This is a genomic window from Streptomyces sp. NPDC079167 (genome assembly GCF_040686735.1).
In the GTDB taxonomy this organism is placed as follows: domain Bacteria; phylum Actinomycetota; class Actinomycetes; order Streptomycetales; family Streptomycetaceae; genus Streptomyces.
On sequence record NZ_JBFBLO010000001.1, the window covers coordinates 208,715 to 233,153 of the forward strand.

The 24,439-nt window shown below is 72.2% G+C and carries 22 protein-coding genes and 1 pseudogene; 11 read left to right on the forward strand and 12 right to left on the reverse strand.

Annotation, left to right across the window (positions count from 1 at the left end; genetic code table 11):
* Positions 1-94: 94 nt before the first annotated feature.
* Positions 95-1,135, reverse strand: a complete 1,041-nt coding sequence (locus AB0P41_RS01005; protein WP_356707467.1) for an iron-siderophore ABC transporter substrate-binding protein — start codon at positions 1,133-1,135, stop codon at positions 95-97.
* A 197-nt stretch (positions 1,136-1,332) separates the two neighbouring features.
* On the opposite strand from AB0P41_RS01005, the gene AB0P41_RS01010 reads away from it, so the two are divergent.
* Both AB0P41_RS01010 and AB0P41_RS01015 read left to right on the forward strand, forming a co-directional pair.
* Positions 1,333-2,811, forward strand: coding sequence for a hypothetical protein (locus AB0P41_RS01010; RefSeq protein WP_365929275.1), 1,479 nt, complete (start codon positions 1,333-1,335; stop codon positions 2,809-2,811).
* A gap of 464 nt (positions 2,812-3,275) precedes the next feature.
* Positions 3,276-3,488: pseudogene (locus AB0P41_RS01015) on the forward strand (LuxR C-terminal-related transcriptional regulator); the annotation flags it as partial.
* Between the two features lie 8 nt (positions 3,489-3,496).
* Here AB0P41_RS01015 and AB0P41_RS01020 read toward each other — a convergent pair.
* On the reverse strand, positions 3,497-5,002 hold the full coding sequence (locus tag AB0P41_RS01020) for an MFS transporter (protein ID WP_365929277.1): 1,506 nt from the start codon (positions 5,000-5,002) through the stop codon (positions 3,497-3,499).
* 246 nt (positions 5,003-5,248) lie between these two features.
* Between AB0P41_RS01020 and AB0P41_RS01025 the strand changes: the two genes are divergently transcribed.
* Positions 5,249-6,781: an MFS transporter gene (locus AB0P41_RS01025; RefSeq protein WP_365929279.1), complete on the forward strand. Its 1,533-nt coding sequence runs from the start codon at positions 5,249-5,251 to the stop codon at positions 6,779-6,781.
* On the opposite strand, the gene pepE is transcribed toward AB0P41_RS01025, so the two are convergent.
* Both pepE and AB0P41_RS01035 read right to left on the reverse strand, forming a co-directional pair.
* Complete coding sequence (gene pepE, locus AB0P41_RS01030; RefSeq protein ID WP_365929281.1) at positions 6,747-7,475, reverse strand: dipeptidase PepE; 729 nt, start codon at positions 7,473-7,475, stop codon at positions 6,747-6,749. The genes AB0P41_RS01025 and pepE overlap by 35 nt on opposite strands.
* A gap of 30 nt (positions 7,476-7,505) precedes the next feature.
* On the reverse strand, positions 7,506-8,333 hold the full coding sequence (locus AB0P41_RS01035) for an IclR family transcriptional regulator (protein ID WP_356707472.1): 828 nt from the start codon (positions 8,331-8,333) through the stop codon (positions 7,506-7,508).
* A 166-nt stretch (positions 8,334-8,499) separates the two neighbouring features.
* Here AB0P41_RS01035 and AB0P41_RS01040 point away from each other — a divergent pair, with 166 nt between their 5' ends.
* The 6 genes from AB0P41_RS01040 (at position 8,500) to AB0P41_RS01065 (ending at position 14,886) form a co-directional block, all read left to right on the forward strand.
* Complete coding sequence (locus AB0P41_RS01040; RefSeq protein WP_356707473.1) at positions 8,500-9,453, forward strand: DUF1177 domain-containing protein; 954 nt, start codon at positions 8,500-8,502, stop codon at positions 9,451-9,453.
* The gene (locus tag AB0P41_RS01045; RefSeq protein WP_365929283.1) at positions 9,453-10,847 is read left to right on the forward strand and encodes a cytosine permease; all 1,395 of its coding nucleotides are present in this window, start codon (positions 9,453-9,455) and stop codon (positions 10,845-10,847) included. The genes AB0P41_RS01040 and AB0P41_RS01045 overlap by 1 nt, the downstream gene beginning before the upstream one ends.
* Positions 10,844-12,151 (forward strand): M20/M25/M40 family metallo-hydrolase, encoded by a 1,308-nt coding sequence (locus AB0P41_RS01050; protein WP_356707475.1) that lies wholly within the window; start codon positions 10,844-10,846, stop codon positions 12,149-12,151. Before AB0P41_RS01045 ends, AB0P41_RS01050 begins: the two co-directional genes overlap by 4 nt.
* A 132-nt stretch (positions 12,152-12,283) precedes the next feature.
* A complete protein-coding gene (locus AB0P41_RS01055) occupies positions 12,284-12,940 on the forward strand; it encodes a class I SAM-dependent methyltransferase (RefSeq protein WP_365929285.1) in 657 nt (218 codons plus the stop codon).
* 22 nt (positions 12,941-12,962) lie between these two features.
* The gene (locus tag AB0P41_RS01060) at positions 12,963-13,859 is read left to right on the forward strand and encodes an N-acetylmuramoyl-L-alanine amidase (RefSeq protein WP_365929287.1); all 897 of its coding nucleotides are present in this window, start codon (positions 12,963-12,965) and stop codon (positions 13,857-13,859) included.
* 187 nt (positions 13,860-14,046) lie between these two features.
* A complete protein-coding gene (locus tag AB0P41_RS01065; protein WP_365929289.1) occupies positions 14,047-14,886 on the forward strand; it encodes a hypothetical protein in 840 nt (279 codons plus the stop codon).
* 63 nt (positions 14,887-14,949) lie between these two features.
* Here the strand turns inward: AB0P41_RS01065 and AB0P41_RS01070 are convergent, their stop codons facing one another.
* Positions 14,950-15,729: a maleylpyruvate isomerase family mycothiol-dependent enzyme gene (locus AB0P41_RS01070; protein WP_365929291.1), complete on the reverse strand. Its 780-nt coding sequence runs from the start codon at positions 15,727-15,729 to the stop codon at positions 14,950-14,952.
* A 41-nt stretch (positions 15,730-15,770) separates the two neighbouring features.
* Positions 15,771-16,322: a hypothetical protein gene (locus tag AB0P41_RS01075; RefSeq protein ID WP_365929293.1), complete on the reverse strand. Its 552-nt coding sequence runs from the start codon at positions 16,320-16,322 to the stop codon at positions 15,771-15,773.
* A 140-nt stretch (positions 16,323-16,462) separates the two neighbouring features.
* Between AB0P41_RS01075 and AB0P41_RS01080 the strand changes: the two genes are divergently transcribed.
* Entirely contained in the window at positions 16,463-16,756 is a 294-nt protein-coding gene (locus AB0P41_RS01080) for a hypothetical protein (protein ID WP_356707481.1), read from the forward strand.
* Here the strand turns inward: AB0P41_RS01080 and AB0P41_RS01085 are convergent.
* From AB0P41_RS01085 to AB0P41_RS01095, 3 genes are read right to left on the reverse strand one after another with little or no spacing between them, the layout of a single operon-like run.
* The gene (locus AB0P41_RS01085; protein ID WP_365929295.1) at positions 16,753-17,841 is read right to left on the reverse strand and encodes a prenyltransferase; all 1,089 of its coding nucleotides are present in this window, start codon (positions 17,839-17,841) and stop codon (positions 16,753-16,755) included. The two genes, AB0P41_RS01080 and AB0P41_RS01085, sit on opposite strands and share 4 nt — an antisense overlap.
* Positions 17,838-18,569, reverse strand: a complete 732-nt coding sequence (locus AB0P41_RS01090; RefSeq protein ID WP_250287468.1) for a class I SAM-dependent methyltransferase — start codon at positions 18,567-18,569, stop codon at positions 17,838-17,840. Before AB0P41_RS01090 ends, AB0P41_RS01085 begins: the two co-directional genes overlap by 4 nt.
* A gap of 52 nt (positions 18,570-18,621) precedes the next feature.
* Entirely contained in the window at positions 18,622-19,935 is a 1,314-nt protein-coding gene (locus tag AB0P41_RS01095; protein ID WP_365929297.1) for a glycosyltransferase family 4 protein, read from the reverse strand.
* Between the two features lie 233 nt (positions 19,936-20,168).
* Between AB0P41_RS01095 and AB0P41_RS01100 the strand changes: the two genes are divergently transcribed.
* Complete coding sequence (locus AB0P41_RS01100) at positions 20,169-20,774, forward strand: TetR family transcriptional regulator (RefSeq protein WP_365929299.1); 606 nt, start codon at positions 20,169-20,171, stop codon at positions 20,772-20,774.
* A 37-nt stretch (positions 20,775-20,811) separates the two neighbouring features.
* Here AB0P41_RS01100 and AB0P41_RS01105 read toward each other — a convergent pair whose 3' ends face one another.
* From AB0P41_RS01105 to AB0P41_RS01115, 3 genes are all read right to left on the reverse strand, one after another.
* The gene (locus tag AB0P41_RS01105) at positions 20,812-22,788 is read right to left on the reverse strand and encodes a GAF domain-containing protein (protein WP_365929300.1); all 1,977 of its coding nucleotides are present in this window, start codon (positions 22,786-22,788) and stop codon (positions 20,812-20,814) included.
* A gap of 41 nt (positions 22,789-22,829) precedes the next feature.
* Positions 22,830-23,606 carry a 3-hydroxybutyrate dehydrogenase gene (locus tag AB0P41_RS01110; protein ID WP_356707486.1) on the reverse strand — a complete coding sequence of 259 codons (777 nt, stop codon included), beginning with the start codon at positions 23,604-23,606 and terminating at the stop codon, positions 22,830-22,832.
* 141 nt (positions 23,607-23,747) lie between these two features.
* Complete coding sequence (locus AB0P41_RS01115; RefSeq protein WP_365929302.1) at positions 23,748-24,254, reverse strand: hypothetical protein; 507 nt, start codon at positions 24,252-24,254, stop codon at positions 23,748-23,750.
* Positions 24,255-24,439 lie beyond the last annotated feature (185 nt).

Sequence of the window (24,439 nt, forward strand, 5' to 3'; positions counted from 1 at the left end):
ATCGTTACCGGGCGAGGCCGCGCTCCGTCGTGACGAGGCCGTACGCCGTCACGCGACGCGGCCGTACGCCGTCACTTGACGAGGTCGTACGCCGTCACTTGACGAGGTCGGCGCGGAGGTCGTCGAGGACCAGGTTCGCGGAGGTGACTCCGAGGCCCAGGTACCAGGTCTCGTCGGAGACGTCCTTGGCCTGACCGGCCTTCACCGCGGCGAGGTTCTTCCACAGCGGGTTGGCGCGGGCGGTGTCGCGCTCGGTGGCCTTGGCGTCGCCGTAGACACCGGTGAAGATCCAGTCGGCGTCCGCCTGGTCCATGTTCTCGGAGCTGATCTCCGTGGCCAGGTCGTCGATCCGCTGGTTCTCCGGCCGCGGCAGGCCCACGTCCTGAAGGATCGTACCGATGAAGGAGGCCTTGGCGTAGAGCCGGATCTTGTCCGGCATGTAGCGGACCATGGAGACGGTCGGCTTGTCCGGGCCGATGTCCGCGCCGAGCTTCTTCGCCTTCGCCTCGTAGGCCGCGAGCTCGGACTCCGCCTTCGCGGTCCTGTCGAGTGCGGCGGCGTTCAGGAGGTAGTTCTCCTTCCAGGTGAACCCCGGGCGGATGGAGAACACGGTCGGCGCGATCTTCGAGAGCTCGTCATACTTGTCCGCGGCGCGCAGCTGGCTGCCGAGGATCAGGTCCGGCTTCAGGCCGGCGATCGCCTCCAGGTTGAGGCTGTTGATCGTCCCGACGCTCGCCGGGTTCCCCGCCTCCTTCCTCAGGTAGGACGGAATGGCTTCGTCCCCCTCGGAGGGGGCGTAGCCGACGGGCTTCACACCGAGCGAGACGACGTTGTCGAACTCGCCGACGTCCAGCACGACCACGCGCTTCGGGGCGGCTTCGAGCTTCGTGCTGCCCATGGCGTGGGTGAGTGTGCGGGGGAACTCACCGGCTTCGGCGTCGGTCCCGTACGCCGCCGTCTTCTTCGCCGCGTCGGCGAAGTCCTTGCCGCCCGTGGCGACGGCCGCCTTCTTGTCGCCGCCCGTGTCGCCGCCCGCCGCGCCGCCGGCCGTGTCGTCGCCGCCGCACGCCGTGAGGGAGAGGGCGGCCGCCACCGCGAGACCGATCGCGGCGGTGCCGCGGCGTCTGAAGGACATGTTCTGCTCCAGTTCGGGACATGCACAGGAAATTATTAGGGAAGGCTCACCTTAGACCGCAGGGAAGATGCAGCACAGCCGCCCCCGGCTTCGCAGGCGAACAGGGACATCGACACCCTTATGTGTGAAGTGGCGTGGCTCGTGTTGTCCGGTGGGGAGTGCGAAACCTAGCTTCGGTTGCCGGAGGTGACCGGACCATGACTGCCTGTGCCATCGAGGACGAGACCGCCGGAGCCGCGAGGACCACCGCGGCAGCCGGGCCCGCACCCGAGGCCGCTGACCCCGAGGGGCCGGCCGGGCCCGTGGTGACCCTCGGCACGGGCGGCGCGGACGAGGACGGCGAGCCGGCCGGAGCGGGTACGCCGGCCGGGGACGCCGACCCGGGCGGGGTGCGGACCGGCCCCGAAGGGGCTGTGACGCCCACCGGATCGCCGGAGCCGTCCGGGCCGCCCGCCCCCTCCGTACCGCCGGAACCGTCCGGGCCGCCCGCTCCCCCCGGCCCGGCCACACCTCCCGCGCACGCCGCGTCCCCCGTGGAGCGTGCGGAAGCGCCCCTCCCCCGGACGCCCTCGCGCCTCGTGCCGCCCGTGCTCACGCTCGCCGCCGACCACACGTACGCGGCGCGGCTCACCCCGGCCGGAGAAGCCGCCGGGCCGGGCTGGTTCCCCGAGCGCTGGACGCTGGACGGCCCCGAGCCCTACGCCGTGCCTCTCCCGCTGGACCGGCCGGAGGACGCCTCGTCCGACGTACTGCCGCTCTCGGACGGGCGGGTCCTGATCCGGCGGGAGGTGGAACCCCGCACGCACTCGTTCTCCCTCCTCTACCCGACCGGGCCGGGCACGGGCGAGGTCTCGCTGGGCGCCCTCGACTGCCCGGAGCTCACGCTCCTCCCTCCGTCACCGGACGGCATGAGCGCCTACGCCCTCCTCCCCGGTGAACGCTCCACCGGCGTCTGGCTGGTGGCGGGCGGCACGTTCGGCCCCGAGCGTGTCGCCGAGGTCCCGGGGCGCTGTTCGGGCGGCGTCTGGCTCGACCACGAAGGCCGGCTGCTGGCCCTGGACCGGCGGATGCCGGGCGGCGGGCCCGTGAAGGCGGTCGTCGTCGACCTGGGGCGCGGCGGGGAAGAGACCCCGCTGCTGCAGATCGCGCCGGAGAGCAACGACCGGCTGCTGATGGCCGACGCGGACAGCGGCCTGCTGCTGGTCCGGTCGGACGCGCCGGGCAGCGACCGGCTCGGCTGGGGCGTGCTCGGCAGCTGTCTCCCCATGCGTTTCCCGGAGTGCCTGCGCGCACCGGAGGGAACTCTGACGCCGTTCGCCGTGCAGCCCGGCCAGATGCTGATGCCGGAGAGCTGCGCGGTGGCTCTGCGGATCGACGGGGCGGCGGGCAGCTGGGTGGGGCTGTGGCGTCCGGCGGGGCGCCGGCTGCACCAGTTCGCGGCGCCCGGCGGGTGGCTGGCCGGATCCGGTTACTGGACCCGGGAAGGGGTGCTGCACCTGCCGTACTCCCAGGAGGGCGCGCCGTGCGCCGTGGCGTTGCTGGAGGCTCCGGTCGACGAGCCTCACCCGGCCGTCGCACCCGGAACGGACACGTCCGGCGCCACCCCGGCCCGCGGGGTGTGCACGCCCGTTCCACTGGGGCAGGCACCTCTCAACGGGCGTACGGCACCTGGATAAACTCGGCTCCGGGCCGCGCAGCCGTTCCGTGCGGACTCCGACGGTGACCGCGCCGGGGCGGCGGCGGGCTGCGACACACACGTAAGCGATTGCAACGGGGAGACTTCCCACATGTCTGAAGTCCGGACCGACACGACCCAGACGCGTCCGCCCGAGGCGGACGCGGAACGGGCCGAAGCCGGCGGCTACGGAAAGCACCGAGGAGGCGCATCTGCGGAGAGCGTGACCGCGCAGCCGCACGGCCGTCACCGCCGTCCCTCCGAAGGAGGTGGCAGCGCGGCGGCCTGAACCACTCCGCACAGCACACGGGAGCCGTCGCAGCCGCCCGGCTGCGACGGCTCCTGGCGTCACGGCGGCCGCTCCCCGCTACCGAAGCCGCACACCCAGGACATTTCATCGCGCAGTCCGTACACACGCCCCTGCCGCGGGAGCGCCCCGGTCCGTAGCGTCGTCGTCGCCATGACGCCGCGGCCCTGGGCGCGGGCCCGAACCCGCTGACCCCACGGGAGCAGGACGCCCTGAACGCCTCGGTGGACGGGGCGACGGTCGCCGACATCGCCGCGAGGCTGAGCCTGTCGGAGTCCACGGTCCGGAACTACCTCTCCTCGGCCATCGGCAAGACGGGCACCCGCAACCGCATGGAGGCGATGCGCGCGGCACGTCAGGAGGGCTGGCTCCAGGCGGTTCAGCCCTCCGGGGAGTGCAGCGCCGTCGGCGTGGGCTCCTTCCCGGGTCGGCCGCCGGCCCGCGTGCCCGGACGTCCGGTGCGACCGTCCCGGCGGCCCGGCAGCCAGAGCAGCATCATCGCCGCCCCGCACACCAGCACCACGGCGGACGTGCGGAAGGCCGTCGCGTATCCTGCCGTGATCTCCGCCGCCTCCGTCGAACCCGCCGTACGGGCCGCCGCGACCGTGGAGAGCACGGCGAGACCCAGCGCGCCGCCCATGGTTCGGGAGGTGTTGACCAGCCCGGAGACGAGTCCGGCGTCGGCGGGTGCCGCACCGGAGGTGGCGAGCGTGGCCAGCGGGGTGGAGGCCAGCCCGGCGCCGGCCATCATCAGGACGCCGGGGAGGCAGACCGCGGTGAGGTAGGAGCCGTGCACACCCATGGTGGACTGCCAGCCGAAGCCGGCGGCGGCGACCAGGGTTCCGGCCACGGCCAGGGGTTTGGCCCCGGCCCGCGCCATGAGCGCGGGCGCGGCCTTCGCGCCGATGAAGACGGCGGCGGAGCTCGGCACGAGGGCGAACCCGGCCTCCAGCGGCGTGTAGCCCAGCACGTTCTGGGCGTAGACGGTCATGAAGTACCACATGCCGAACGTCGCCGAACCCAGCAGCAGCATCGACACGTTGGCCGCCGAGACGGCGCGGACTCCGAGCACCCGCAGCGGCATCAGCGGCGCGGCCGTCCTTGCCTCCACCAGGACGAAGACGGCGAGCAGTCCCAGTCCGCCCAGGAGGGGCACCAGCGTGGAGGCGGCGGCCCAGCCTGCGGCCTCGGTCTGCACGATGCCGTACGCCGTCGTCGCCAGGCCCGCCGTGACGAGTACCGCGCCGGGCAGGTCCACGCGGCGGCGGTCGCCCGCCCTGCCCTCGGCCAGCCACACCGCGGCGCCGGCGATGACGAGGACGCCGACCGGCACGTTGATGAGCAGCACCCACCGCCAGGAGAGGAGGTCGGTGAGCACCCCGCCGATCAGTCCGCCGGCCGCGCCGCCGCCCGCGCCGACGGCCATCCAGGTGCCGATCGCCCTGGACCGTGCGGGGCCTTCGGGGACGGCGGCGGTGAGGATCGTGAGGGTCGCCGGGGACAGGACGGCGGCGCCGAGCCCCTGCCCCGCCCGGGCGGCGAGGAGCTGCCAGCCCTCCTGTGCGAGTCCGCCGGCCAGCGAGGCGGCGGTGAAGAGGGCGAGCCCGGTCAGGAACATCCTCTTGCGGCCGTATATGTCGGCGGCCCGGCCTCCGAGCAGCATGAAGCCGGCGAAGGCGATCGAGTAGGCGTTGACGACCCACTGGAGTCCGGGTCCGCTGAGGCCCAGGCCGGTGCGCATGGACGGCAGTGCCACATTGACGACGGACACGTCGAGGACGACCAGGAACTGACCGGTGCAGGCAGCCGCGACCACGGCCCAGGTGCGGGTTCTCGAGCGGGCGGGCGGCTGTGCGGGCGGGAAGACGTCAACCATGGGCGTCATACTCGCAGGCCACTCGTGCCCCGTACATCGGTTTCGGGCCCCCCTTCGGTCCCTTCTCCTCTCCGCCTCCTGGCGTAGGTCCTCCGCCGACTTCCCTGTTTTTACGTCGCGTTCACCGGAATATCGCAGGCACAAGGAAGTGTTCAACATGCACACACTTGGCGGCCGGCGCTGCCCGTCGGCGCGCCGCCGCATGCTCCGCCCCGCTCGATCTTCTGCTTCTTCCCCTGCCCGGAGGCCCCACGTATGCAACGGACGACGAACGGACAGCGAGCCGGGAATCTCCCCGGCCCGCGCAGGGGCAAGGGCGGCGGCGTCGTACCCGTACTCGCGTTCGCGGGGATCACCGTCGCGGTGATGCAGACCCTGCTCGTCCCCGTCATCAAGGACCTGCCGTCCCTGCTCGGCACCGATCCGGCGAACGCGACGTGGGTCATGACGGCCACCCTGCTCGCCGGGGCCGTCGCGACCCCGATCATGGGGCGGCTCGGTGATCTGTACGGCAAGCGGCGGATGCTGCTGGCCAGCCTCGCCGTGATGGTGGTGGGTTCGCTGATCTGCGCGTCCACCGACAACCTCGTGATCATGATCATCGGCCGGGCGCTCCAGGGCTTCGCCATGGGTGCCATCCCGCTGGGGATCGGCATCATGCGCGACGTGCTGCCGCGCGAGAAGCTCGGTTCCGCGATGGCCCTGATGAGCTCGTCCATAGGCGTGGGCGGCGGACTCGCGCTGCCCGCCGCCGCGATCGTCGCCCAGCACGCCGACTGGCACGCGCTGTTCCTCGCGTCGGCCGGTCTGGGCGTGCTGGCCATGACCCTGACCGTCCTCGTCGTGCCGGAACCCCCGCTGCGCGCGCCGGGCAGCTTCGACCTCGTCGGCGCACTGGGCCTCTCGCTCGGCCTGGTCTGCCTGCTGCTGCCGGTGACCAAGGGCAGCGACTGGGGCTGGACCTCCCCGCTGACGCTCGGTCTGATCGCCGCGTCCCTGGTGGTCCTGCTGCTGTGGGGCCTGTTCGAGCTGCGCTCCCCGGCGCCGCTGGTCGATCTCCGTACCAGCTCCCGCCGCGAGGTGCTGCTCACCAACCTGGTCTCGATCATGGTCGGAGTCGCCTTCTACGCCGTCTCCCTGGTCCTGCCGCAGTTGCTCCAGCTGCCCGCCTCGACGGGTTACGGCCTGGGGCAGTCCATGGTGGTCGCGGGGCTCTGCGTGGCGCCGCTGGGCCTCACCATGATGTTCGTCGCCCCCCTGTACGCACGGCTCTCCGCCCGCCGCGGGCCCAAGACCACCCTGATCCTGGGGATGCTGGTCATCGCTGTCGGTTACGGGGCTGGGCTCGGCCTGATGAGCGCGGCCTGGCAGACCGTGGTCATCGCGGTGGTGCTCGGGGCGGGGATCGGGCTGGCGTACTCCTCGCTGCCCGCTCTGATCATCGGCGCGGTCGACGCGTCGGAGACGGGGGCGGCCAACGGTCTGAACACGCTGATGCGGTCGATCGGCACCTCGATGTCCAGTGCGGTGATCGGCATGGTGCTGGCGAACACCTCGGTCCGGATGGGCTCGGTGGACGTCCCCACCATGGAGGGCTTCCGGACCTCGTTCATGATCGCCACGGGGGCGGTGCTGATCGGCCTCGTGCTGGCGGCGTTCCTGCCGGCCCAGCGGAAGGCGCGTCCGGTGCTGCTCGCCAGCAGCGCGGGCGACGCGCTCGCCGCGGCGGAGTCCGCCCCCGTGGCGGCGCCGGTCAGCGCGCCGGGGCGTCGAACCTCGGCTCCGTAGCCAGCAGCCGGGACACATCGGTTCCGGCCGCGAGCTCCTGCGGCCGGACACCGCGCGTGAACAGCCGTGCGGGCCGTGCGCCCTGGACCGCCGCCGTACCGTCCTGGACACGGAGCCAGGAGCCTTCGCGCAGTCCGAGCACGGGGACGTCGTTCTCCTCGAGGAATTCGGTGAGCCGCTCCTCGCGGGTCTCGCCCTTGTGGGTGCTGTCCGGGTCGGGGTCCAGGTAGTGCGGGTTGATCTGGAACGGGACCAGGCCCAGCGCCTCGAAGGACGGCGGCTGCACGATGGGCATGTCGTTGGAGGTCCGCAGGGTCGGCGCGGCCATGTTGGTGCCCGCGCTGGCACCCATGTAGGGCAGCCCGTCCCGTGCGGCGTCCCGCACAGCCTCGCGCAGCCCGGTGCGGTACAGGGCGTCGAGGAGCCGGAAGGAGTTACCTCCGCCGATGAACACGGCGTCCGAGGAGGCGAGTTCGGCGAGGGGGTCGTCGCTCTCGTGGACGCCGCGCACGCGGATCCCGGACGGCTCCAGGGCCGCGCGGACCCGTGCGGTGTACGCGTCGTGGGCGGCCAGCGCGTACGGCACGAAGGCCAGCCGCGCGTTCGCCGGCAGGAACGCGGTGACGGTGTCCAGGGCGTGTTCCAGATAACCGCGGCCGTACTGGGTGGAGTTGGACAGAAGCAGCAGATTCACGTGGATCCTCGTGCGGTAGGGGGAGCCGGGTCAGGCGGTACGGGGCCGGCCCGCGCGGGACTTCGGCCGCTGGGGCGGGTGGGTGAGCCGCTGCTCCAGCGCGTGGGCGGCGTGGCGCAGGGCTTCGAGCCGGTCCTCGGGCGCGCCCCCGAAGCGGTCCTCGCCCCCGCCGAGGCTGAGGCTGCCGTAGGGCTCGCGCCTCAGGAAGACCGGCACGGCGACGGTGGCGATGCCGGTGTCGTACTCACCGACGGTCCAGGCGTACCCCTGGGCGCGGACCTTCATGAACTCCTTCTCCAGCAGATCCGGGTCGGTGACGGTCCGGTCGGTGAACCGCGCCATGGGCCGGCCACGGAAGAGGCGGTGGCGCTGGTCGTCCGGCAGGTGGGCGTAGAAGGACTTGCTGGTGGCCCCGGCGTGCGCCGGGTAGAGCTCCCCGACCAGCGGGTAGTAGCGCAGCGGCCCGGTCTCGCCCTCCTCTGCCGCCACGCACCGCATGTGGAAGTTGTCCGGCAGACAGAACAGGACGGTGTCGCCGGTGGTCCGGCGGAGCTCCTCCAGCACCGGGCCGGCCAGCAGCTCCAGTGACCCCGAGCGCTCCCAGAGCCGGCCGAGCCGCAGCACGGCCGGGCCGATGCGGTAGCGGCGGGTGACCGGGTCGGACACCAGGAAGCCGCGGCCCGCGAGCGTGGCCAGCAGGCGCTGGGCGACCGAGGTGTCCCAGCCGAACTCCTCGGCGACCTCGGTGACACCCCAGTCGGGCCGGGTCCGCTCGAAGGCGAGCAGCACCAGGAGCGCCCGGTCGACGGTCTGCAGCGCCCCGGCGGGGGTCCGGCGGTCCGGATCGGAGTCGGCCATCAGCATCTCACCATTCAGACCTGAATTGCAGATAACGGGAAAGCATTGCGTTCCACGGTAGCGGATCCCGAATGTTGCTCCAGCACCCCGCCCCGCGTCCGGCCTGATCAAAAACGAGAGGCCCAGAGGCGCCGGGCGGGTGTCCCGCTCCTGAGAAAGGCCCCCCATGCTCAAGTACGTACTGGACATCGTCGAGCTGCTGGACGACCCGCAGGTCAGCGGCAAGTCCGTCGCCGGATACCTCGACTCCGTCGCCGGGGCCGCCGGCTCGGCGGCCGAGGTCACGACGGTCACCGGCGACCGGGGGGCGACGGACTTCGTACTCGTCCGCATCCCGGGCACCCGGGGGCGCGCCTCGGGCGGCAGCGCCCGGACCCTCGGTGTGGTCGGCCGGCTCGGCGGCGTCGGCGCCCGGCCGGAGGTGACCGGGCTCGTGTCCGACGCCGACGGCGCGGCCTCGGCGCTCGCCACGGCCGCCAAGCTGCTGGACATGCGCCGCAGGGGCGACGCGCTGCCCGGCGACGTGATCGTCGCCACGCACATCTGCCCGAACGCTCCGACCGAGCCGCACGACCCGGTTCCGTTCATGGGGTCCCCGGTGGACATCGCCACGATGAACCGGCACGAGGTGACCGGCGAGATGGAGGCCGTGCTCTCCATCGACACCACCAAGGGCAACCGGATCATCAACCACAAGGGCCTGGCCCTCTCGCCCACCGTCAAGGAGGGCTGGGTGCTCCGGGTGTCGGAGCAGCTCGGTGAGCTGCTCGCCGTGGTGACCGGTGAGCCGTTGGTCACGTACCCCGTGACCACCCAGGACATCACCCCGTACGGTAACGGTGCACACCACATCAATTCGATCCTGCAGCCCTCCACCGCGACCGCGGCTCCGGTCGTCGGTCTGGCCGTCACCTCGGCCGCCGCGGTGCCGGGCTGCCAGACGGGCGCGAGCCACGAGACGGACATCGCGTCCGCCGCCCGGTACGCCGTCGAGGTCGCCAAGGCCTTCGGCGCCGGAACCCTGGACTTCCACGACGCGGTGGAGTTCGACAACCTCGTCAGCCGCTACGGGTCGCTGGCTCACCTGCAGACCTTCGGCCGCACCACCCAGGAGTCCTGATGGCATCCGACAGCCGGGCCGCCGCCACGGCCCCCGAGACCAAGGCCATCGGCAGCGACGACTACTCGCTCTCCCGGGTGCCGCGCGACAAGCGCTTCGGCTTCTGGTCGATGCTCCTGCAGTGGCTCGCCCAGTCCGGCTCGATCTCGCAGTTCACGCTCGGTGCCACCATCGGTGTGGGCATGACCTTCGGGGACGCGTTCCTCGCCTTCACGCTCGGCGCGGTGATTCTGGAGATCGTGATCTTCGCGATCGGTATGGCGGGGATGCGGGAGGGCCTGGCGACTCCGATGCTGACCCGGTGGGTGGGCTTCGGCAGAAACGGTTCGGCACTGGTCAGCTTCGTCATCGCGGTCAGCCTGGTCGGCTGGTTCGGCGTCCAGAACACGATCTTCGGCGACAGCGTCTCGGCGCTCGTCGGCGGCCCGTCCTGGATGTGGTGCGTCATCGCGGGCGTCGCCATCACCGCCCTGGTGATCTTCGGCTTCCACTACATGGCGCTCTTCGCGAAGATCGTCACCCCGCTCTTCTTCGGCATGGTCGCCTGGTCGGTGATCACCACGCTGAACGACCACCCGCTCGGCGACCTGATCAGCTCGCCGCCGCCCGGTGAGACGATCCCGCTGGCGGTGGCCGCCACCGCGATCGCCGGCGGCTACATGACCGGCGCGATCGTCTCGCCCGAGATGACCCGCTACAACAGGAAGAGCTCGCACGTCTTCGTGCAGAGCGCCTCCTCGATGATCCTCTCCGAGTACATCGTCGGCATGGTCGGTGTGCTCCTCGGCCACCTGGTGAAGTCCAGCGAGGTCTCGCACATCGTGCTCTCCACCTCGGGCGCGTTCGGCGTGATCGTGGTCCTGATGTCCACCGCCAAGATCAACGACTGGAACCTGTACGGCTCCTCGCTCGGCGTCGTCAACTTCTTCCAGGTCGTCTTCGGCAAGCGGCTGCACCGGGGCGTCGTCACCGTCGCCCTCGGAGTCGCGGGCACGCTCCTCTCCGCGGTCGGCATCATGACCCACTTCACGGAGTTCCTCTCCCTGCTGGGCGTGATGATCCCGCCGATCGGCGGCATCATCGTCGCCGAGTACTGGGTCGTGAAGCGGATGCGGCGGCCCCTGGACGAGACCCGCGAGGCGCAGACCCTGCCCTCGACCTCCCCCACCTGGGTGCCGATGTCCCTGGCCATCTGGCTCGCCGCCTTCTGCGTCGGCAAGTTCTACGACGGCGGGATCCCCGCCCTCAACTCGCTGGCCACCGCCTTCCTCCTGTACTGCGTACTCGGCCTGCTGGGCTGGATCAGGCCGTACGGAACCTCCGCCCTGGACGACGACGCGCACACCCCCGCACCCGCCGCCGCCCACGTCACCACCCCGACAGGAGCAGCATGAGCATCGTCCCCGCGTCCGAGGAGGCCCAGGAGGAGGTCGTCGGTCTCTGTGCCGAGCTGATCCGCTTCGACACCTCCAACCCGACGAGCGACGAGCGTGCCGCGGCGGACTGGGTGGTGGCCAGGCTCGCCGAGGTGGGCATCGAATCCGTACTGGTCGAGTCGGCCCCCGGCCGGGCCAACGTCATCGCGCGCGTCGCCGGCGCCGACACCTCGCGGGGAGCCCTGCTGGTCCACGGCCACCTCGACGTCGTACCCGCCGACGCCTCCGAGTGGCAGGTGCCGCCGTTCTCCGGCGAGATCCGGGACGGCTACCTCTGGGGGCGCGGCGCGATCGACATGAAGGACACGGTCGCGGTCATGCTGGCCACCGCCCGGCACTTCGCCCGCACCGGTACGCGGCCGGCCCGCGACCTGGTCCTCGCCTTCCTCGCCGACGAGGAGGCCGGCGGGAAGTTCGGCGCGCACTGGCTGGTCGAGCACCGTCCCGAGCTCTTCTCCGGGGTCACGGAGGCGATCGGCGAGGGGGGCGGCTTCTCCTTCGCGATCGACGACACCCGGCGGCTCTACCCGATCGAGAACGCCCAGCGCGGCATGGCGTGGATGGAGCTCACCGCCACCGGCCGGGCCGGCCACGGCTCCTCGCCCAACGACGAGAACGCCGTCACCGACCTCGCCGAGTCCCTCACCCGGATCGGCCGCGAGACGTTCCCGGTCCGGCTGATCGAACCGGTCCGCGCCCTGCTGGAGGAGGCGGCGCGCCTCTACGGTGTGGAGTTCGACGAGGACGACATCGAGGGCACCCTGTCCCGGCTGGGGCCGGTCGCGGACTTCATGCAGGTGGTGCTCCGCAACTCCGCCAACCCCACCATGTTCACGGCGGGTTATCAGACCAACGTGATCCCCGGGAAGGCGACCGCCCGTGTCGACGGCCGTTTCCTGCCCGGCCACGAGCAGGAGCTGATCGACACGATCGACCGGCTGCTGCTGCCGTCCGTGAGCCGCGAGTGGGTCAACCACGACATCGCGATGGAGACGACGTTCGACGGGCCGCTGGTCGACGCGATGTGTGACGCGGTCCGCGCGGAGGACCCGGACGGCCACCCAGTCCCCTACTGCAACCCCGGCGGCACCGACGCCAAGGCGTTCAGCCACCTGGGCATCCGCTGCTTCGGCTTCAAGGGGCTGAAGCTCCCGCACGACCTGGACTACGGCCGGCTCTTCCACGGCGTGGACGAACGCGTCCCGCTGGAGGGCCTGCGCTTCGGCGTCCGGGTCATGACCCGGCTCTGGCAGAGCTGCTGACCTGACCCGGCGGCCCTGCCAGGGGCCCCGACCCGGGCCCACCCCACCCGTACGCCCCCGCCGATCCCCACGGCGGGGGCGTACGGCACGATGGGACGCCGTCCGATCCACCGCCCCACCAGGAGGAACCCCGTGGCCGCCGAGTCGTCCGCCCGTCCCGACCCGGAGATTCTCGCCGCCTTCGAGGCGGCCAAGGGCTTCATGCCGGTCCACGAAGGGCTCGCCCTGTACGCCGCCGCCATCGAGGCAGCCGCGCTCGGACTCCCGCTCCTGGAGGTGGGCACCTACTGCGGGCGGTCCACGATCCTGCTGGCCGCCGCCGCCCGCGCCGCCGGGCTGACCGCGCTCACCGTCGACCACCACCGGGGCAGCGAGGAACAGCAGCCCGGGTGGGAGTACCACGACCCGTCGGTGGTGGACCCGGAGACCGGCCTGATGGACACGCTGCCCACCTTCCGGCGCACCCTGCACCAAGCGGGCCTGGAGGAGCACGTGATCGCTCTCGTCGGACGGTCACCGCAGGTCGCGGGCGCCTGGGGCGGGGCGCTCGGTCTGGTCTTCATCGACGGCGGCCACACCGACGAACACGCGAACGGCGACTACGAGGGCTGGGCCCCGAAGGTCGCCGACGGCGGTCTCCTGGTCATCCACGACGTGTTCCCTGACCCGGCGGACGGCGGCCAGGCCCCGTACCGCATCCACCAACGCGCCCTGGATTCGGGGGCGTTCACCGAGATCTCGGTGACGGACTCGCTGCGCGTCCTGCGGCGCACGGGGACGGGAATCTGACGGCCACGGATAGCATCGCGACGTGCGTCACGAAGATTTCCCTCCCCCCACACCCCGTCGCGGGCCCGTGTTCGCCGCCGCGGCGCTGGCCGGCGTCTGTCTGACCGCCGCGGGATGCGCGGGCGACGGCGGGCAGGACCCCAAGGCCGGACCGGAGAGCGCGTCGCGGTCCGCCGTGTCCACCCCCTCGGCCCCGCAGCCCTCCGCTCCGGCCGCGCCCCCGTCCGCCTCCCCGGAGCGCCGGGGGCCGCTCACCGGCCGGACCGTGGTGATCGATCCCGGTCACAACCCGGGCAACCGCGATCACACCCGGGAGATCAACAGCCAGGTGGCCATCGGCACCGGGCACAAGGAGTGCGACACCACGGGCACGGCGACCGACGCGGGTTACGCGGAGGCCGAGTTCACCCTCGACGTCTCCCGCCGGCTGCGCACGCTGCTGGAGGAACAGGGCGCGAAGGTCGTCCTCACCCAGGACGGCGACCGCCCCTACGGGCCGTGCGTCGACGAGCGGGCACGGATCGGCAACAAGGAGCGGGCCGACGCGGTCGTCTCGGTCCACGCGGACGGTTCCGCAACCGGGAACCGTGGATTCCACGTCATTCTCCCCGCAGCGGTGAACGGGGACGGCGCGGACACCGCGAAGATCGTCGCCCCTTCGCGTGACCTCGGAGAACGGATCGCCGGGAATTTCGTACGCGTCACCGGAAGCGCGCCTTCCAATTACATCGGCGACAACACCGGGCTGGACACCCGTGACGATCTCGGCGGCCTGAATCTGTCGACCGTGCCCAAAGTGTTCATCGAATGCGGCAATATGCGTGATCCGAACGACGCCGCCCTGCTCACCAGTTCGGGCTGGCGACAGAAAGCCGCTCTCGGCATCGCCGAGGGCGTCGGCAGCTATCTGAAGAGGTAGTTCTGCGGTGATAGTGGCGACCTTGGGGGGATAGCCCGTCCGTGGTCCGGGCAGCATCACAACCCGCCCGGGCAGACGATAGATTCATCCGTACGATGGGGAGCCGCCCCCGAGCTTCGCGCCGTAACCCGCCGATCGGGCGGCATCGACGACCGCCCCGACGAGACGACCGACTAAGGACCTTCACGTGAATATCCGCTCCCTCACTCGAGGCGACGGCGTGGTGATCGGAGCAGCGGTCGTGCTGTTCGTCGCCTCTTTCCTCGACCTCTCCGGCTACGACTGCCCCTCGGGCGTGGACTGCTCGGGCTACAGCGCGAACGCCTGGGACTCACTCTCCGTCCTGATGGGCATCTACCTCGCCGGCATCATCGGCGCCGCGCTGCTGATCGTCAGCCGCGCGATCCCGGGCCGCAAGGTGGCCGGCTTCGAACTCGGCCAGTTCGGCGCCGCGTTCACCGTGTTCTCCCTGTGGACCATGTTCTGGACGATCATCGACGCGGGTGACGCGGGCGCCGGCCTGATTCTCGGGCTGCTGGCGACCCTCGTGCTGGCCGGCGGCGCCGTTGCCACTCCGATGGTTCCCGCGCTGCAGGCCCCCCTCCTGGGCGCTCCGCGCCCGGCGCAGGTGCAGCCGGCGTACGGCCAGCAGCCCGGCCAGGGCTACGGCTACCCCGGTGGCCAGCAGCCGTTCGGCGCGCAGCCGGGCCAGCCCCAGCCGTACGGCGCCCAGCCGGGGCAGCAGGGACAGCCCGCACAGCAGGGACAGCCGGAGCACCAGCAGCAGGCCGCGCAGCAGGCTCCGCAGGGTGGTGCGGCACCGGCCGGTGACTTCACCCCCTTCTGGTTCGCGGTTCCGGTGGCCCGCCCGCTGTACGGCGAGGACGGCTCCCCCAACCCGATCGCGGAGCTCGCGCCGGGTACGTGGTACCTCGCGGTCGAGCAGCGCGGCCCCGGGCTCATCGCCCAGACGCAGGACGGCCGTCGTGGCGTCCTCCAGGACACCACGGGCATCCAGCGCGGCTGAGCGGTCCGAGACGCGAGTGGCCCCCGCCCTTCCGGGTGGGGGCCACTCGCGTGTCCGGGCCTCTCAGCCGAAGGACGACCTCTCCAGCCAGAAGTCCAGCAGCCCCCGGTCCCCCAGGACCTCCAGTCCGCCCTCGTCCGGCTTCTGCCTGCGGTTGAACGCCAGCATCAGAGCGGTCAGCGGGCCGCGGAGGGCCACGGTCGCCTTCTCGTGGGCGTGGCGCCAGGTGAAGCCCTCCTCGCCGAATTCGATGAGCCACTCCGCGCCGGGGACATCCGTGGCGTGCAGGTGCAAGGACCGCCCTCCACCGCGCAGTTCGGCTGCTTCCGGGTCGCCCTGTGCCTGGGCGGAGGCGACGATCTGGAGCCACTCGGTGATCGTGTCGGCGGCCAGGCCGGGTGCGACCTCGACGGCCGTCCCCACGGCGAGGGCCGCGTCCGCGCCGTGGACGGCGGTCTCGTGGGCCATGCGCCGGGCCCAGAAGGCGGTCCGGCGCTCCCACCCCCAGGTCCAGACCTCGGTGTCGGGGCCCGCCTCGCGCAGGGCGTCCACGGTCGCGACGGCGCCCGCCGTCAGCCATTCCGCCAGAGTGGCCGGGTCGTCGCCGGCCGGCCCCGCGGCGTCCGGGACCTGGTCGTCGGGGATCGCGTCGGCGGCCCGGCTGCGGACGATCTCACCGGCCCAGCGGTGCGCGCCGCCGACGTGGACGACGAGTTCGCGCAGGTTCCAGTCGGGGCAGGTGGGGACGCGCAGGGTCAGGTCCGCGCCCCTGACCAGCGCGCCCAACCGGTCGGTCTGGGCGAGGATCTCGTCGCAGTAGCGCGCGTGCGTGAGGAGAGTCATCCGCGCACCCTATGCGGCGTACTGACGTCCGTTCGACTGGTTTATCCGCCCAGCTGTGAGGTCGACGGGACCTTGTTCTTCACCTCGGCGCCCGCGCTCTTCCCGGCGTCCTTGACGCTGTTGATGACACTCTCGAAGGCCCCCACGCCCGCCGCGTCGCCCTTGCCCATCTGCTTCGCCGCGTCCTTGAGCGAGTCGATCCCGGCGGTCAGCGGTGCGACGGCCTTCGACAGGAGCGGGTCGCCCTTGGCGTTGTCCGCGGCGGCCTTGAGCCGGTTGTACGCGAAGGCGCCCGCGACCCCCGCCTTGACCATGGTGACGGTCCGCCCGTCCGCGCCCTTCTTGAACTTGCCCGCCCTGTAAGGCTTCACGATCCACTGGTACGTGGCCCCTGCCGCGAGGCCCGCGTTGGCCACGAAGCGCGTCTTGGCCCACTTCTGTTTCTGCGCCGACGTCGTGGGGCTCGGACTCGCGGAGCTGCTGGCGGCCTGGCTGCCTCCGTCGTCGTCACCGCAGGCGGTGGTCCCCACCAGGACGGCGCAGGAGAGCAGCAGCGCCACGACGAGCCGGTGGAGCGGTGCGGAACGGGACACGGAGGGCCTCCCTGACCGGGTATGTCACGGTGAGTGACGCAGCTCGGCACTCCTCGTCAGGCTCGCCCGTACGGGAGCGGCCCGCCACCCGGCGCACGCCGTACGGGTTTCACTCTCGGTAAAGCGGCAATCCGGAGAACATGTCTCCCAGAACAGGCACAGGAAGCAGCACCGCAGCACGTGTCATAGCCGTCGTCGCGGACATCATGGCGTTCATCATCATTCTGTGGATCCTGATGTACCTGCTCGACGCCAACCGGGGCAACGACCTGGTCCAGTGGGTCCAGGACGCCGCACGCTGGCTCGCCGGCTGGTCGCACGACCTGTTCACCTTCGACGAGGCGTGGGCACGCGTCGTCACGGGTTACGGTCTGGCCGCCGTGGTCTACCTGTTCATCGGTCACGCCGTGGCGGGCCGGGTCCGCCGCTTCTAGAGGACGTCCCTCGTACGGCAGCAGTCCGGCTCCAGCCCCGCCGGCAGCCGTTCGCCGCTGAAGACCGCGGTGGTCGCCTCGTCCCCCCCGAGCGCGGCCACCGCCAGCAGCAGTGATCCGGCGGTCCAGGTGGTGAGTTCCTCCGGCCATATGGCCGGCTCGCCCTCGAAGACGTACCCCGTCCAGTAGAGGCCGCCCTCGGCCCGCAGGTGCTGGATCGACTGGAGAATTTCCAGGGCGCGGTCCGACTCCCCCGTCACCCAGAGCGCCAGGGCCAGTTCACAGCTCTCGCCGCCCGTCACCCACGGGTTGGGGAGCACACAGCGCACACCGAGTCCGGGGACGACGAAGGCGTCCCAGCCGTCCTCGATCCGCCGCGTCGCGTCGGTTCCGGTGACCGCGCCGCCGAGGACCGGGTAGTACCAGTCCATCGAGTAGCGGCTCTTGTCCAGGAAGCGCTCGGGGTGGCTGCGGATCGCATGGCCCAGGGCCCCGGCCGCCAGCTCCCAGTCCGGCTGGGCCTCCTCGCGCTGCTCCGCCAGTGCCAGTGCGCAGCGCAGCGCCTGGTACACGGAGGAGGAACCGGTCAGCAGGGCGTCGGTGACGGGGGTGCCGTCGGCCTCCCGCTTCCAGCCGATCTCCCCGCCGGGCTGCTGGAGCCGCAGCACGAACTCGACCGCGGCGAAGACCGTCGGCCACATCCGGTCGACGAACGCGTCGTCGCCGGTGGCGAGGTAGTGGTGCCAGACGCCGACGGCCACGTAGGCGCAGAAGTTGGTCTCGCGCCCCAGGTCGGTCGGCCTGCCGGGGTCGCCGTCGTGGTACGCGGCGTACCAGGAGCCGTCCTCGTTCTGGTGGCGGGCCAGCCACGCGTAGGCGCGGGCGGCGGCGTCGTGCTCACCGGCCGCGTCCAGCGCCATCGCGGCCTCGGTGTGGTCCCACGGGTCGAGGTGGTGGCCGCGGAACCAGGGCAGTGCCCCGTCCTCGCGCTGCACGGCGAGCAGGGCGGCCACGGTCTCGGCGGCCTGTCCGGCGGTGAGTACGCCCGGCAGGACGAGGTGTTCGGTCTGCTCCGGCGTGCTCACGCCTCGGCCTTCGGCAGGTGCGGCTTGGTCGCGTACGCGACGAAGCTCTTGCCGACGACCGGGTTGAGCAGCTGCTCGGCGACCCGGGTGGCCAGGGGCTTCTTCATGATGTCCCAGACCAGCAGCTTGTGGTAGGCGCGCACCGGCAGCGCCTTCTCGTTGTCCACGCCGAAGGCGCACTTCAGCCACCAGTAGGGGCTGTGCAGCGCGTGCGCGTGGTGGGTGCCGTAGGGCTTGAGCCCGGCCTCGCGGATCCTGCCGAGCAGCTCGTCGGCCTTGTAGATGCGGATGTGCCCGCCCTCGACCTCGTGGTACGCGTCGGAGAGCGTCCAGCAGACCTTCTCGGGGCCGTAGCGGGGCACGGTGATCGCGATCCGGCCGCCGGGCTTCAGCACCCGGACCATCTCGGCGAGGACACCCTTGTCGTCGGGGATGTGCTCCATGACCTCGGAGATGATGACGACGTCGAAGGAGGCGTCGGGGAACGGCAGGTTGAGCGCGTCGCCCTCCATCGCGGTGGCCGTCGCGCCCGCGGGTGCCTCACCGGCCTCCTTCATCGCGGCGAACCACTTCGCGACCTCGCGGATCTCCTCGCCGTTCTGGTCGAGGGCCACCACCTGGGCGCCGCGCCGGTAGCACTCGAAGGCGTGCCGGCCGGCGCCGCAGCCCAGATCGAGCACCCGGTCGCCGGCGGCGAGCGGGAAGCGGGTGAAGTCGACGGTCAGCACGGGGGCCTGCCTTCGAGGTCGGAGGTACGGATTCCGGGAGCCACGGGGGTCGTCACCTGCGGGCCCCCCGGGCTGCGATCGACTGACGGTACAGCTCCACGGTGCCCAGGGCGGCCTTGGCCCAGGTGAAGTTGGCCAGTACGCGGGCGCGGCCGGCCTCGCCGAGGCGGGCGCGCAGTTCGCGGTCGCCGAGGAGCCGGCCGAGGGCTGCGGCGAGTGCCCCCGGGTCGCCGGGCGGCACGGCGAGGCAGGTCTCCCCGTCGGGCCCGGTGACCTCCGGGATGGCGCCGCCGGTGGTGGCCACCAGCGGGGTCCCGGTGGCCATGGCCTCGGCGGCGGGCAGCGAGAAGCCCTCGTACAGGGAGGGGACGCAGGAGATCTGGGCGCTGCGGACCAGGTCGACGAGTTCGGCGTCGCTGATGCCCTTGACGAACTCGACGGCGTCCTGGAGCCCGTGGCGCGTGATGGCCTGGGCGACGGGGCCGCGTTCGGCGCGCTTGCCGACGACCACGAGGTGCGCCTGCGGGTTCTCGGTGCGGAGCTTGGCGAGGGCCTCCACGAGGTGGACGAGGCCCTTGAGCGGGACGTCGGCGCTGGAGGTGGTGACGATCCGTCCGGGGACCTCGGCGATCGAGGGGTCGGGCGACCAGAGGTCGGTGTCGGCCCCGATGTGCACGACCTGGATACGGTCCCGGCGCACCCCGAGGTGCTCCACGATCTCCTGCTGCGACGAGCCGGAGACGGTGAGGACGGACGGCAGGCGGCGCGCGACGCGCTTCTGCATGCGGGTGAAGCCGTACCAGCGGCGCACGGCGAGCCGGCGGCGCGCCGATCCGGCGGCGTCGAGGTCCAGCCGGCGGTCGACGGTGATCGGGTGGTGGATCGTGGTGACGAGGGGGGCGCCGATGTCGCCGAGCAGGCCGTAACCGAGCGTCTGGTTGTCGTGCACGACGTCGAAGTCCCCGCGCCTGGCGAGTAGGTGACGGCGTGCCCGCAGACTGAAGGTGAGCGGCTCGGGGAAGCCGCCGGTCCACATGGTGGCGACCTCGGCGACGTCGATCCAGTCGCGGTACTCGCCGCGTCCCGGGGTGCGGAACGGGTCGGGCTGGCGGTAGAGGTCGAGGCTCGGCAGCTCGGTGAGCGGGACACCCTCGTCGAGCACCGGATAGGGCTGGGCGCCGATGACTTCGACGCTGTGGCCGAGCCGGGCCAGCTCGCGGCCGAGGTGGCGGACGTAGACCCCTTGGCCCCCGCAGAAGGGGTTGCCCTTGTAAGTCAGGAGTGCGATGCGCAGTGGCCGGTCACTGTCGGTGCCCGACGTGTCGCCGCCCGCGAAGGGGCCCGTCTCTATGGCCTCAGCGGTCACACTCGGCCCCCTTCTCACTACGTTCGCCGGAGCGTAACCGGTCGCGCTAATCTAGAACAAGTTTCAGACTGGGTGGTTCAACCCGCACCGAATCTACCGGCAGGTAGCGTCGGCGTGACGGCCGCATCAGGTGATTCGCACCACGACTGCCACCCTGGCATGCTGTGCGCGCCCGGAAACAGACGCCCGGCCGGACAGGGAACCGGTTCTCCCTTTTTGGATGGGGACAGCAGATGACAGCGGAAGCCAGGCCCGCGGAGCCTCCCCTGACGGAACGCCAGGAGGCCCGCCGCCGGAGCATTCTGCAGGCCGGCGCCCAGCTCGCGGGGCGCGGCGGTTTCGAGGCCGTGCAGATGCGTGAGGTGGCGGACGCCGCCGGGGTCGCCCTGGGCACGCTGTACCGCTACTTCCCGTCCAAGGTCCATCTGCTGGTGGCGCTCATGCAGGACCAGCTCGGGCATCTGCACCACGCGCTCCGCAGACAGCCGCCCGCCGGGGACGACCCGGCCGAGCGGGTCGCGGCGGCCCTGATGCTGGCCTTCCGGGCACTCCAGCGCGAACCCCATCTGGCGGACGCCATGGTGCGGGCGCTGACCTTCGCGGACCGGGGGGTGAGCCCGGAGGTGGACGCCGTTTCCCGGCTGACGACGGCGATCGTCCTGGACGCGATGGGGGTCGAGGACCCCACGCAGGAACAGCTCTCCGTGGTGCGCGTCATCGAGCACACCTGGCACTCGGCGCTGATCACCTGGCTGTCGGGGCGGGAGTCGATCGCGCAGGTGAGGCGGGACATCGAGACGGTGTGCGGGCTGATCGGCCTTCCGGCGGACATCGGCTGAGCGGCCCTCATGGCGGGTGTCGCAGCCGGGGCCGGGCTCAGCCCTCCCGGCCGCCCGACAGGAGGTGCAGCCGCAGGGCGAGCTGGAGCTCCAGCGCGCGGTCGGGCTCGTTCCAGTCGCGGCCCAGCAGCACCTGGATCCGGTCGAGACGCTGCACCACCGTGTTCACATGGACGTGCAGTTCGTCCTTGGCCCTGATCAGGCTGCCGCCCGCGCCGAAGTAGGCGCGTAGCGTCCGTACGAGATGGGTGCCTCGCCGCTCGTCGTAGCGCAGCAGCGGGCCCAGGACCGCTGTCACGAAACCGTCCACGTCCTTCGCGTTGCCCAGGACCACGCTCAGGAAGCCGAGTTCGCCGACCCCGGCGCCCTCGCCCACGCGTCCCAGCACCCGCATGGCGCGCAGACAGCGGGCGGCCTCCGCGTAGGCGGCGGCGAGTTCGCGCGCACCGCGCGCCGGGCCCGTGCCGGCGACGGTGACGGGCTCCTGGACGAGGTGGCCGAGCTGCGTGGCCGCCGCGCGTGCGGCGGCGCCCGCCGGGGTGCCGTCGGCGTCGCAGTCGATCAGCAGCACGACCGTGCCCGCGTGTTCGGCGCTCACCCCGTGGATGTCGCCGCCGAACAGATACCGCATCGCGGCGCCGCCGAGTCTCTCCCTGGCGGACGCCTCGGCGACCAGCACCAGATGCGGCCGGTCCAGGTCGATGCCGAGTCTCCGGCCCCGCTCGGCCAGCCCGGCCGGATCGCGGTCCGGGTCGCCGAGCAGGTCGCTGATCAGCTCGCCCCGTATCCGGTTCTCGGTCTCGGCGACCGTGCGGCGCAGCAGCAGGAGCAGGCCGGTGACGACGGCGGCGCGTTCGAAGAGCCGCCGGTCGGAGTCGTCGAGCCGGTCCGGGCGGTGCAGGACCAGGCTGGCGAGGAGCTCCTGGCCGGCGAGCACGGCACAGATCCACCGGCCGTCGCGGTGCACGGCGCGCGCCCCGTGGCGGGACTCGTCCGCCGTGCCGGCGAGCCACCCGGCGTCCGGGCCGCCGGCGGCGAACCCGGTCCCGTCGGGCCGTACGGCGGCCAGCGGGCGCCCGCCAGGGTCGTGGATGGTGAGCGGGCTGTCGAGCAGTCCGGCGACGGACACGGCGACGTCCTTCACGTCACCGCCGCGCAGCACCAGGTCGGTGAGCCGGTCGTGGGCCTCCTCGGCCCGCCGCATGGCGGCCGAGTGCGCGCGTACGGCGGCGTTGGCCTCGGCCAGTTCCGCGTTGGCGCCGGCGAGTTCCGCGAGGGCGGTCCGGGTGTCGTCCAGGGCCCGGGCGGTGTCGATCGCGATCGCGGCGTGCGCGGCGAGCGAGCAGAGCAGGGCCACCTCGTCGGGACTGAAGACCCGCGCGGCCCGGTCGGCGGCGAAGAGCACCCCGATGACCTTTCCGGTGCCGCCCCGGCTGGAGCCGAGGAGCAGCGGGACGCCCAGGATCGCGACGAGACCTTCGTCCAGCACTCCGGCGTTGATGTTGCGGGTGTGGTGGAAGCGCTCGTCGCTGCGGTAGTCGGGGGTGGCGTACGGGCTGGCGGTCTGTGCGACCAGGCCGCCGAGCCCTTCGCCCAGTTCGAGCCGGAGCCGCTGGAAGAGCACGGACACCGATCCGTCGGTGACCCGCATGTAGGTGTCCCCGGCCTCCTCGTCGGGGAGCGTGAGATAGGCGGTGTCGGTGCCGAGCAGCATCCTGGCCCGCCGCACGATCGCCTTCAGCACATCGTCCAGGTCCCGGGAGGCGGCGAGGTCGCCGGCCGTGTCGAAGAGGGCGGTGAGCTGGAGCTCCCTGCGCCGGTGCTGGCGCAGGGCGCCCCTGATCCGCAGGGCGGCGGCGGCCGCCCGCTCCACCTCGGCCAGGTCGGCGGCGGGCACACCGGCGGCCCTCGCCTCCGAGGCGACGGCACCGAGCTCCTCGGCGGGCGCGTCGTCGGCCAGCAGGTCCAGGAGGCGCCCGAGGAGGGGCGCGGCGGAGGGGGGCGGTTCAGACATGGGCTGCCATCGTTCTTCCGGCTTCCGTGGGCGGTCGGGCGTCAGTTGGCGGTCCAGCCGCCGTCCATCGTGAGGGAGCTTCCGGTGATGTGCGCCGTGCCGGTCCCGCACAGCCACAGGACGGCCCCGGCCACGTCACCGGGCTCGATCAGCGACTTGAGGGCACTGCGTTCCAGCAGGACCCGGCCCACCACCTCCTGTTCGGAGACGCCGTGGCTGCGCGCCTGGTCCGCGATCTGGTCCTCGACCAGGGGGGTACGGACGTAACCGGGGCTGACGCAGTTGCTCGTCACGCCGTGCGGCGCCGCTTCGAGTGCGACCACTTTGCTGAGCCCCTCCAGTGCGTGCTTGGCCGAGACGTACGCCGACTTGTACGGGCTGGCGCGCAGCCCGTGCACGGACGAGATGTTGACCACGCGGCCCCAGCCGCGTTCGTACATGCCGGGGAGCGTGCGGCGCAAGATGCGGAACGGTGCCTCCACCATGACGCGGTGGATCAGCGCGAAGGTGTCCGGCGGGAACTCGTGCACCGGCGCCACGTGCTGCAGCCCCGCGTTGTTGACCACGATGTCCGCGTCGGCGGGCAGCCCGTCCACCGCCTCGGCCACGGAGAGGTCGGCCACCCAGGCCGTTCCGCCGATCCGTTCGGCCAGGCTCTCGGCGGCTTCGCCCGCCTTGTCCACCACGTGCACATGGGCTCCGGCGGCGGCGAGCGCCTCCGCGCAGGCCAGTCCGATGCCGCTCGCGGCCCCGGTGACGAGGGCGGTGCGTCCGGCGAGGGCGGGGGGATCGTGCTGGGGCGCCAGGGAAGTCTGCATGGGCGTCACCGTAAGGACGTCACCGCCCGCTTCCCATGGGCCTGGTCCACACACCCCTGGGCGGCCGCATGGTGGCGGCGTACGTGGGGAGGGTGGCGGACTCGGCGCGCACCGGCCCTTCGTGGTCGCCGGCGCCGGCTGTCAGGCCGGGTCCTCGTATGCGCCCCTGACCTTCTCCGGCATCCGGCAGTCGTCCTGGAGGGCGGTGAGGGACACGGTCCGTCCGGCGTTCTCACCGGCGTGGTACCGGGCGTACAGCTTCCAGCCCCGCTTGGCGAGGGTGCGGTAGGTGACGTCCCGCTCGGCATGGCTGGAGACGATCTCCCAGTCGTGCTGCCGCAGCCGCATCACCGTCGCCTCGAAGGCGCCTGCGGCGTCCGCCGCCGGCGCGTAACCCGTCCAGGGCGCGACGCACCCGTGCCAGTCGCCCTTCGGCAGCCGGGCCGTGGAGGTGTCGCCGGGCGGCAGGCCCGCGGCCTCGGCGAAGCCGGCTATCTCGTCGGCGACCGTCCGCGTGGTGAAGGAAGGAGTGGGATCCGGGGAAGGGGACGGGGCGCCCTCGCTGTCACTGATGAGCCCGCAGCCCGCGGTCAACGTCATGAATCCGGCCGCCACGGCGGCGACGGCCGCCGTCCTTCGTCTGCGCACTGGTGCTTCCCACCGGTCGTCCCAACCCCACGAGCACGCGCCCGTGTGACCCCCGCCGGAGTTTCGCACGGGGTCTGACCTGCTGGGAAGGCCCTTCGCGCCGGGAGTGCGGCTGTCCGCCCGGAGAGGTCGGGGGGCGCCCCGGTAGAGTGGGCGGATCGTCATCATGCCCGTACAGGGGGAAG